Raw genomic sequence first — 8,633 nt, forward strand, 5'->3', positions numbered from 1 at the left:
CGAAGCCGGTTTTGGCGATTCAGAGCCAGCCGTTGCGCTTCAGAGTGCGATGGATCGCGAAGCAGATGCCGACCGTGATCCCGAGCACCATCGGGTACCCGAACGTCCAGTGCGTCTCGGGCATGTAGTCGAAGTTCATGCCGTACACGCCACAGACCATGGTCGGTACGGCGATGATCGCCGCCCAGGACGTGATCTTGCGCATGTCCTCGTTCTGCGCGACCGAGGCCTGCGCGAGGTTGGCCTGGAGGATCGAGTTGAGGAGCTCGTCGAAGCCGACGACCTGCTCCTGGACGCGGGCGAGGTGGTCGGCGACGTCCCGGAAGTACTTCTGGATGTCGGGGTCCACCAGCCGCATCGGCCGCTCGCTCAGCAGCTGCATGGGCCGCATCAGCGGCGACACCGCACGCTTGAACTCCAGTACCTCACGCTTGAGCTGGTAGATCTGCGCCGAGTCGACTCCGCGCGAGGTTCCGCCCTTGCGCCCCGGCGAGAACACGGCGGTCTCGACCTCGTCGATGTCGTCCTGCACGGCGTCCGCGACCGCGACGTACCCGTCGACGACATGGTCGGCGATGGCGTGCAGTACGGCCGAAGGCCCTTTGGTGAGCAGTTCGGGGTCGTCCTGCAGCCGGTGCCGCAGCGCGCGCAGCGAGCCCTGCCCGCCGTGCCGCACGGTGACGAAGAAGTCCCGGCCGGTGAAGCACATGACCTCGCCGGTCTCCACGATCTCGCTGGATTCGGTCACTTCGTCGTGCTCGACGTAGTGGATGGTCTTGAAGACGGTGAAGATGGTGTCGTCGTAGCGCTCCAGCTTGGGCCGCTGGTGGGCGTGGACCGCGTCCTCGACGGCGAGCGGGTGCAGCCCGAACTCACTGGCGATGACGGCGAATTCGGCCTCGGTGGGCTCGTGCAGCCCGATCCAGGCGAAGCCGCCGTCGCGGCGCACCTGGAGCATCGCCTCATGAGGCGTGAGGGTGCCGGAGAACGCGACGCGGGCGCCGTCGCGGTAGACGGCGCAGTCGACGACGGCCGAGTTCGTCCCGGCGTCGCGGGTGCTGTCGTACATGCTGCCGTCCTTGCGCAGCGAGGGGCGGACCGCTGCGCGCAGGTCACGGATCATCGACATGGCAGGCTCCTTCGCGAACGAGAGCCGCCGACGACGGTTGAAACTACCCGGAATGGGGACGTCCTGACTGGGGATGTTTGGCACGTCCACAAAGCGGGGAGCACCGCACCGTCGCGGTGGCAGCTTCGCTACTGATACAGATCAGACAGATCAGGCAAAAACGAAGTGCTCTTCCGTCGTGCACCAGACCGGCATGACGCGAGTACAGGGGGCGGCAGCCAGTAGAGCTCGAATTCGAGGACTCAGAGGACACAACAGCCGGAAGAGCGGGTGGTACTGCACGGTCGACTTCGATCCATGGAGCCCCACCTCCTCCGGCCGGTCCCCCGTAGGGGAAGGTCCACCCCCCGCAGGGGATTCTCACGCGTCGGTCGGGACTGAGAGCGACGCTTCTGCGTGCTGCCCCGACCAGCGGCCAAGACTATCAGCCGACTGGCGTGTCAAGTCGCCGCTTTGCCGTTTGCTGACCCGGGGCCTGGGCAGAAGCACCGGAAAAGACGCAGCTTATGCTCGCCGTATGGCTGATGTTCTTCCTTTGGTGGAAGCCCGGTTGCGTACCGCGCTGGGCGAACCGGACGCGCGCGCCGCGGTCACCTTCCTCGGTACGGACCGCATCGAGGTGCTCCGCTTCACCGATGGTGACATCGTCCGCTACGCCACACTCGGCATGTCCGCCCAGCCGATGACGGACCCCACGTCGGCCGTCGCCGACTCGGTCAAGGGCCCGCGCGCCGAGCTGATCCTCTCCGTACGCGCAGGTGCCGCCGATACCGACAAGGTGCTCCGGCCGCTCGCCGTACTGGCCGCTTCTCCGCAGGTCGAGGGTCTGGTGGTGAGCCCCGGCGCCTCCCTCGACGTCGGCGAACCCCTGTGGCCCGGCGCCCCGTTCACCTCCGTACTGGTCGCCGAGCCGGGCGGCCTGGTCGAGGACCTGGACCTCGACGAGCCCCTCGAACCCGTACGTTTCCTGCCGCTGCTCCCGATGACGCCGAACGAGGCGGCGTGGAAGCGGGTGCACGGCGCGCAGGCCCTGAGGGAGCGCTGGCTCACGGGCGGAACGGACCTGCGCGACCCCTCACGCAAGTCCGTGTCCCTGGACTGACCCCATCGGCCGGTCAGTTGGGAATGTCACATTCAAATAAGCTAGAAGAACTAATTAGTGTAAATCGCATCTAAATTCTCCTGGTCATCGGGCTCGCCGGACGGGTGATCGTCCTTGACGCGGCGACAGCCGGGGAGGACCGTTGGGGCCTATGAGGGGCGAACCCAGTTGCCCGAAGTGTGGTGGCCGGGTCAGGGCTCCCGGACTCTTCTCCGACTCCTGGCAGTGTGATGTGCACGGGGCCGTGTATCCGCTGCAGCCCGTGATCCCGCCCAGCGTCGAGGCCCTCAGCGTCGTGGTGCACCGCGCCCACGTACCGGTATGGATGCCGTGGCCGCTGCCGGTCGGCTGGCTGTTCACGGGTGCGTCCTTCGCGGGTGACGACCGGAGCGGCGGGCGCGCCACCGCCGTGGCCTGTTCGGGGCCCGGCCCGCTCGGCGGCGTGGGCGAACTGCTGCTCATCGCCGAGGAGCTCGGCGTCGGCCTGGGCGCGCGGTACGCCGGCATCGACGGCCCCGACCCGGGCCCGTACATGAGCGTCGAGAAACCGGCCCAGGCGAAGGTCCTCGCGGCGGGCCGTCCCACTCCGCTCTGGCATGTCTCCGGTACCCCCGACGACCGCGCCGTCTTCGCCGGCGAAGCGCGCGGGCTGTGGCTGTGGGCCGTCGTCTGGCCCGAGCAGTCGGGTCTGTTGATGTACGACGAGTTGGTACTGACGGACCTGCGGGACGCGGGCGCGGAGGTGGACCTGCTGCCGTGCGGGGCGTTGTCCCCGCGGATTCTGGAGCCGTAGGTCGGTCCGTCCCGTCCGGCTACCCCCATGCTCCGGGGCTTGGGGTCTGGGTCTGGAGCCTGGGGTGGCGGGTGTGCGGCAGCGGGTGCGGATGCGGATGCGGCTGGTGGACGTGGATGCGCCTCCCGTTACCCTTTGGGTGTCCCCTTCCGACCGGTCGAGCCTGGAGTCCGCGCAGTGCGCATCGATCTGCACACCCACTCCACCGCTTCCGACGGTACGGACACCCCGGCCGAGCTCGTGCGCAACGCCGCCGCGGCCGGTCTGGACGTCGTCGCGCTGACCGACCACGACACCACGCGCGGATACGCCGAGGCCATCGCGGCGGTCCCCGAAGGCCTCACCCTCGTCACCGGGGCCGAACTCTCCTGCCGCCTCGACGGCGTGGGCCTGCACATGCTGGCGTACCTCTTCGATCCCGAGGAGCCCGAGCTGCTGCGCGAGCGCGAGCTGGTGCGTGACGACCGGGTGCCGCGGGCCCACGCGATGATCCGCAAGCTTCAGGAGCTGGGCGTGCCGATGACCTGGGAGCAGGTGGCGCGGATCGCGGGCGGCGGGTCCGTCGGGCGGCCGCACATCGCGACGGCGCTGGTGGAGCTGGGCGTCGTGCCCAGCGTCTCCGACGCCTTCACGCCCGAGTGGCTCGCCGACGGCGGGCGGGCGTACGTCGAGAAGCACGAGTCGGACCCCTTCGAGGTGATCCGGCTGGTCAAGGCCGCGGGCGGCGTCGCCGTCTTCGCGCACCCCGCCGCGGCCAAGCGGGGGCAGGTCGTGCCGGAGTCCGCGATCGCCGAACTCGCGGCGGCCGGGCTCGACGGGATCGAGGTCGACCACATGGACCACGAGCCGGCGACCCGGGCCCGGTTGCGGGGCCTCGCCGCCGAGTTGGGGCTGCTGACGACCGGGTCCAGCGACTACCACGGCAGCCGGAAGACCTGTGTGCTCGGGGAGTTCACGACGGATCCCGAGATCTACGGGGAGATCACGCGGCGGGCCACGGGGGCGTTCCCGGTGCCGGGTGCGGGCGGAACCGCGGGCGTCTGAAGCTCCGCTTCACCGGCGCGGGTCGGGGAGGACAGGGGTGACGGGGCGACGGGGGCCGCACCGAGAACGACTTCGCCGCCGGCCGTCGACGCACCGCTCCGTTCGTACGCCTGTATGGCACCCTTCCCGCGCCACGTAGTCCTGTTGCTCGCGTGCCCCGTGCCGCCCCTTTTCTGTTTCACTCCACTTCTCACCACCGCAAGGCTCACCGTGTTCGACCTCGCCGTCTTCGGCTCGCTCTTCCTCACCCTCTTCGTCATCATGGATCCCCCCGGAATCACCCCGATCTTCCTCGCGCTGACGGCCGGCCGGCCCGCGAAGGTGCAGAAACGGATGGCGTTCCAGGCCGTCTGCGTGGCCGGCGGGGTGATAGCCGTGTTCGGGCTGCTCGGACACCAGATCCTGGCCTACCTGCATGTGTCCGTGCCCGCGCTGATGATCGCGGGCGGCCTGCTGCTCCTACTGATCGCCCTCGACCTGCTCACCGGGAAGACGGACGAGCCCCAGCAGACGAAGGACGTCAACGTCGCCCTCGTTCCGCTGGGCATGCCGCTACTCGCCGGACCGGGCGCGATCGTGTCCGTCATCCTCGCGGTGCAGAAGGCCGACAATGTCGCGGCGAACGTGGCGGTGTGGACGGCGATCCTCGCCATCCATGTCGTGCTGTGGCTGGTGATGCGGTACTCGCTGCTGATCATCCGTGTCATCAAGGACGGCGGGGTCGTCCTGGTGACCCGGCTCGCGGGCATGATGCTCTCCGCGATCGCCGTGCAGCAGATCATCAACGGGGTCACGCAGGTGGTGCAGGGGAACTGAACGTGCCCCGGGCGCGCGCGGGGATCCAGACCCCCCGGGCGTGAAGCCCCCGAGCATGCAGAACCCCGAGCATGCAGACCCCCGAGCATGCAGAGCCCCGTACGGCATTCGGCCGTACGGGGCTCTGAAGTGTTGGCGGGTTGTCCGCGTGTGCCGGCGGGTGTCCGCAGGTTACGAGGCCGAGGAGTCGGCCGGGCGGATCCAGAGGCGCTGCCCGATGGCGGCGGCCTGCTGCACAATCCGGTTGACGGAGGCGGCGTCTACGACGGTCGTGTCTACGGGCGTGCCGTCGACGTCATCGAGGCGCATGATTTCGAAGCGCAAGGGCTTCTCCCTTCGTCTGGTCATCCTCCTGAAGGAGAACTACTGGTGAGTGGTGCTCTGAGTGTCAGAGGTGCAAGGGACATGAGTGCCCCCTGTTCCTGCTGTCACTCCATACAACGGGCTGCGTGTTACAGACATTCCCTACGCTAAAGAAATTTTTCGAACGCCTAATTACTTGCGAGTAGTGGACCGGTTGTGTTCACGCAGTGACGTCCTGCGACAATGAGGCGCATATGAATGACGACTTCGCGAGAGCTGACGACTCAGCCACCCTCGGCGCGCGCATCGAACGCACGAACGAGCTGCTCCAGCGCATGCTCGCCGAGGTGGCGAAGACGCCGTCCACTCATGCGATCTTCGTCGACGCCGGTTACCTGTACGCGGCCGCGGGACGGCTCGTCGCCGGCACCGAGGACCGCCGGGCCTTCGACCTGGACGCCGAGGGTCTCATCGAAGCGCTCATCGACAAGGCACGCACGATCTTCGCGGACAGCAGGCTGTTGCGCGTCTACTGGTACGACGGGGCGCGGCGCCGGATCCACACGGCCGAGCAGCAGTCCATCGCCGAACTGCCGGACGTCAAGGTCCGGCTGGGCAACCTCAACGCCAACAACCAGCAGAAGGGCGTCGACTCCCTGATCCGCTCGGACTTGGAGTCACTGGCCCGACACCGCGCCATCAGCGACGCGGCGCTCATCGGGGGCGACGAGGATCTGGTCTCCGCGGTCGAGGCGGCGCAGGGGTACGGGGCACGTGTCCACCTCTGGGGTATCGAGGCACCGGAGGGGCGCAACCAGGCGGAGCCGCTGCTCTGGGAGGTCGACAGTCAGCGGACCTTCGACCTCGAGTTCTTCAAGCCGTACGTCACGCGGCGGACCGCCGCCTCGTACGACGCGTCGGCTGCGGCGCGGCCCGTGCGGGAGGATGTGCGGTTCGTGGGCGCGCAGATCGCCGCGAAGTGGCTGGCGGCGCGGGGGCGGGGGGCTCTGGTGGAGCTGCTGCCCGGGCATCCGTATCTGCCCGGTCCGGTCGACCAGGATCTGCTGGTGGAGGCCGAGGGGATGCTGCAGTACTCGCTGCGCGGCCAGTCGGATCTGCGGCGAGCGCTGCGGGACGGGTTTTGGGAGCACTTGCAGGCGCAGTACTAGGTCCGCCCCAGGTCCGTCCCGGGTTTAGGTCACTGATCCAGCTGGTGCCAGAAGGCGGCCAGGGCCGCGGCCGTCTCCAGGGGGCGGTCCGTGTTGGGGGAGTGCTCGGCTCCCCGTACGACCGTGCGGTGTGCGGTGAGGCGTACGGCCATCTCGTCCAGGAGCGCGGGCGACCAGGTGTCGTCGCGTTCGCCCGACAGGACGTGCACGGGCAGCGGTACGGCGGCCAGGTCGGCGACGCGGTCGGGTTCCTTGCACAACTGTCGGCCTGTGGCGGTGAGTTGAGCGGGGCTGTTCAGGAGCCAGCGCTTCCTGAGGGTTTCGAGGTCGTCGAGCCCCGCGTCCAGGTCCTTCTGGCCGGCCGCGTCCTCCGGGGGCTCCAGCGCCTGGATCGCGTCCCACACCTGGGCCATGTTCATCACGGCCAGACCGTCCCGCAGCAGCTTGACGCGCTGCTGCTGTGAGGGGGAGATCTCGGCCGGTCCGGAGGACATGAGCGTGAGCGAGCGGAACCGGGTGTGGTCCAGCAGCACGGCGGCCCTGGCGACGAGGCCGCCGAGCGAGTGGCCCACGAGGTGGACGCGATGCTGCGTCGCGTCGGCCCCCGTATCGGTGCTCGTGTCGGCCGGTGCGCTTGTCGTCGCGTTGGTCGATCCCCCGATCAGTGCGTCGACCTGCGCGAAGACGTCACGCGCCAACTCGTCGAGCGCGTACGGAGTTTCGTCGTCCTTCGGGCCCGGAGACTCGTACTGCCCCCGTCCGTCCACGGCGACGGTCCGGTACCCGGCCGCCGCCAGCGGTTCGTGCAAGGCGATGAAGTCCTCCTTGCTGCCGGTGTAGCCGGGCAGCAGCAGCGCGGTTCCCTTTGCTGCTGTGCCGGGTGCCACGGGGGCGTCGATCACGGCGAACTCACCGCGCGCGGTATCGAGCCGGTACGCGCGAGCGCCGGGCGGCGGGACGAAGGTGGCGGGCCTGCTCATGGAGAGGAGGCTATCGGGGAACGCCGGGGGTGGATGCTGGGTGGGGGGGGGTCTCTTCGCCGGCCGTTGCCTTTTCGGTGGCCCAGGCGCCCTGGCGCGGTTGGTGCGCCGTCATACGGCGGCCCACTGTGCCCGCTGTTCCCAGCGCCTCCGCTGTTCCCGCTGTGCCCGAAGGCATTGTTCCCCTTGCCCCCCCGCTGTGGGAACGCCGACGGCCCGGCCCCAGGTGCTGGGGCCGGGCCGTCGGATGGGTCTCAGCTCTCCGGAGCCTCGGTGGCTGTCACCGTCTTCCGTGTACGGCGGCGCGGCTTGGCCTCCGCTGCGTCGGCGTCGACGGGTGCTGCCGCCGCGGTCGCCGCCTTGCGGGTGCGGCGCGGCGTGGCCGGAGCCGGAGCCTCGTCGGTGACGGTGGCCACGGTCGCCTGGGCCGGGATGCCCGCCTCCGCCGTCTTGCGGGTGCGGCGGCGGGGCTTCACCTCGGTCGCCTCCGCCGTGTCCACGGCGGCCTTGGCGGCGGACGTGCTCTTCCGCGTGCGACGCGGCTTGGGCTCCGTCACCACCGCGACCGCTGTGCCCTCGCCTTCAGCCGTGTCCAACGCGGCCTCCGCCGCCTTGCGTGTACGGCGGCGCGGCTTGGCCTCGGCCGCCTCGGGCTCCGCGGTCGCCTGGGCCGGGATACCCGTCTCGGCGACTTCGGTTACCTCGGCGGCCTTGGCCGTGGCCTTGCGGGTGCGGCGCGGCTTGGGCTCCGTCACCTCGGCCGGGGTCCCGTCCGCCGTGTCCACGGCCGTCTCGGCGGCCTTGGCCGTGGCGGCCTTGCGGGTGCGGCGGCGGGGCTTTGCCTCGGTGGCTTCCGCGGTGTCCAGGGCGGCTTCGGCCGTGGCCTTGCGGGTCCGACGCGGCTTCTCGGGCTCCGTCGCCTCGACCGGCGCTGTGGCCTCGGACGTCTCCTCGACGACAGTGGTAGCTGTCTCTGCGGCCTCCGTCGTCTTACGGGTGCGGCGTCGGCGCGGCTTCTCGGCCGCGTCCGTCGGCTCGGTGGCCTCCGGCAGCGTCCCCTCGGCCGTGGCGACGGCGGTCTCGGCCGCTTCCGGGGCTGCCCCGGCGCGCGTCCGGCGCCGGCGCCGCGGGGTGCGCGGCTCGGTGGCCGGCGTTTCCGTGGCCGACGTTTCCATGGCGGTCGGCCCCGTGCTCGTCGGCTCCGTGGCGTCGATCGGTGCGCCGTTGCGCATGCGGCGGCGACGCCGAGGCGTACGCGCCGAGCGGTCGCGGTCGCGGTCGCGCTCGCGCTCGCGGT

Annotated in this window: 8 protein-coding genes and 1 pseudogene; 5 read left to right on the plus strand and 4 right to left on the minus strand. The window is 70.0% G+C overall.

Going from position 1 to position 8,633, the window contains the following annotated elements; translation table 11 throughout:
* Positions 1-19: 19 nt before the first annotated feature.
* On the minus strand, positions 20-1,129 hold the full coding sequence (locus tag FE633_RS34855; RefSeq protein WP_138049176.1) for a magnesium and cobalt transport protein CorA: 1,110 nt from the start codon (positions 1,127-1,129) through the stop codon (positions 20-22).
* Positions 1,130-1,646: 517 nt separating this feature from the next.
* On the opposite strand from FE633_RS34855, the gene FE633_RS34865 reads away from it, so the two are divergent.
* From FE633_RS34865 to FE633_RS34880, 4 genes are all read left to right on the plus strand, one after another.
* Complete coding sequence (locus tag FE633_RS34865; protein WP_138049177.1) at positions 1,647-2,231, plus strand: suppressor of fused domain protein; 585 nt, start codon at positions 1,647-1,649, stop codon at positions 2,229-2,231.
* Positions 2,232-2,382: 151 nt separating this feature from the next.
* Positions 2,383-3,024, plus strand: a complete 642-nt coding sequence (locus tag FE633_RS34870; RefSeq protein WP_138049178.1) for a DUF6758 family protein — start codon at positions 2,383-2,385, stop codon at positions 3,022-3,024.
* 177 nt (positions 3,025-3,201) lie between these two features.
* Positions 3,202-4,068 carry a PHP domain-containing protein gene (locus FE633_RS34875; protein WP_138049179.1) on the plus strand — a complete coding sequence of 289 codons (867 nt, stop codon included), beginning with the start codon at positions 3,202-3,204 and terminating at the stop codon, positions 4,066-4,068.
* 210 nt (positions 4,069-4,278) lie between these two features.
* Positions 4,279-4,884 carry a MarC family protein gene (locus FE633_RS34880; protein WP_138049180.1) on the plus strand — a complete coding sequence of 202 codons (606 nt, stop codon included), beginning with the start codon at positions 4,279-4,281 and terminating at the stop codon, positions 4,882-4,884.
* Between the two features lie 171 nt (positions 4,885-5,055).
* Here the strand turns inward: FE633_RS34880 and FE633_RS34885 are convergent, their stop codons facing one another.
* Positions 5,056-5,208, minus strand: a complete 153-nt coding sequence (locus FE633_RS34885) for a hypothetical protein (RefSeq protein ID WP_138049181.1) — start codon at positions 5,206-5,208, stop codon at positions 5,056-5,058.
* 233 nt (positions 5,209-5,441) lie between these two features.
* Here FE633_RS34885 and FE633_RS34890 point away from each other — a divergent pair, with 233 nt between their 5' ends.
* Complete coding sequence (locus FE633_RS34890; RefSeq protein WP_138049182.1) at positions 5,442-6,356, plus strand: NYN domain-containing protein; 915 nt, start codon at positions 5,442-5,444, stop codon at positions 6,354-6,356.
* 29 nt (positions 6,357-6,385) lie between these two features.
* On the opposite strand, the gene FE633_RS34895 is transcribed toward FE633_RS34890, so the two are convergent.
* A complete protein-coding gene (locus FE633_RS34895) occupies positions 6,386-7,336 on the minus strand; it encodes an alpha/beta fold hydrolase (protein ID WP_138049183.1) in 951 nt (316 codons plus the stop codon).
* Between the two features lie 254 nt (positions 7,337-7,590).
* A pseudogene (locus FE633_RS47500) lies at positions 7,591-8,633 on the minus strand (DEAD/DEAH box helicase); the annotation flags it as partial.

The organism is Streptomyces montanus, from assembly GCF_005786655.1.
GTDB classification, from domain to species: Bacteria; Actinomycetota; Actinomycetes; order Streptomycetales; family Streptomycetaceae; genus Streptomyces; species Streptomyces sporangiiformans.